The 944-nt window shown below is 71.1% G+C and carries 1 protein-coding gene; it reads right to left on the reverse strand.

Annotation, left to right across the window (positions count from 1 at the left end; translation table 11 throughout):
* Positions 1-63: 63 nt before the first annotated feature.
* A partial coding sequence (locus tag CCN42_RS40130) for an arabinan endo-1,5-alpha-L-arabinosidase (RefSeq protein WP_086742032.1) occupies positions 64-944 on the reverse strand: 881 nt, incomplete at its 5' end.

Genomic DNA, 944 nt, shown 5'->3' on the forward strand with positions numbered 1-944 from the left:
ACGGGTGGGTGGGGGGTCTCGCGCCCCCGCGGCGGAGCCGCGAAGGGACGCTGCCCCGCGCCCCTACGAGACCTCGGGCCAGCCGTCCTTCGTCCAGCTGAGCCGGTTCAGGCCCAGCTTGGGCGTGCCTTCGTCCTCGGCGTCGTAGTAGTGGTACGCCAGCCAGTCCTTGCCCTTGTCGCGGAAGACGGACTGGCCGCCGGTTCCGATGAAGCGGCCATGGCCCTCCAGGACGAGGTCACCGCCGCCGTTCAGCATCGGGGTGCCGGTGCTGTCGACGTACGGGCCCGTCGCCGAGGCGGACCGGCCCACCTTGATCTTGTAGGTGGAGTTCACGCCGGAGCAGCAGGCGTCGTAGGAGGCGAAGAGGTAGTAGTGGCGGCCGTGCTTGACGATGTACGGGCCTTCGACGGCGTACGGGGCGTCGGGGCGGGTCGCCAGGTGGTGGACGGTCGCTCCGGGGACCGCCTTGCCGGTCACCGGGTCGAGTTCGACCATGCGGATGCCGGTCCAGTACGAGCCGAAGGACATCCACAGCCTGCCGTCGGCCCGGACGATCGCCGGGTCGATGGCGTTCCAGGAGTCGGTGCGCTCGGAGGAGAAGACCTTGCCGTGGTCGGTCCAGGTGCCGGGGCGGCCGGAGGGTGAGGTGGCGACACCGATCGCGGAGTGGTTGCTGCCCCAGGAGGAGACCGCGTAGTACAGCCAGTAGCGGCCGTCGCGGTAGGAGAGGTCGGGGGCCCACGGGTCGGCCTTGTCGTTGTACTCGTACCACCAGGCCGGGGGTTCGGCGAAGGCGTTGCCCGCGTCGTCCCAGTGCCTGCCGTCCGCGGAGAGGCGGGCGCCGATGACGCCGCCGGTCGAGTAGGCGACGTAGCCGCCGGACTTCAGGCGGGCGACGGTGGGGTCGTGGATGATCTCCTGGCCGGTGAGGGGGCGGGGGT

Origin of the sequence: Streptomyces glaucescens (assembly GCF_002154375.1) — a bacterium.
Taxonomy (GTDB): Bacteria; Actinomycetota; Actinomycetes; order Streptomycetales; family Streptomycetaceae; genus Streptomyces; species Streptomyces glaucescens.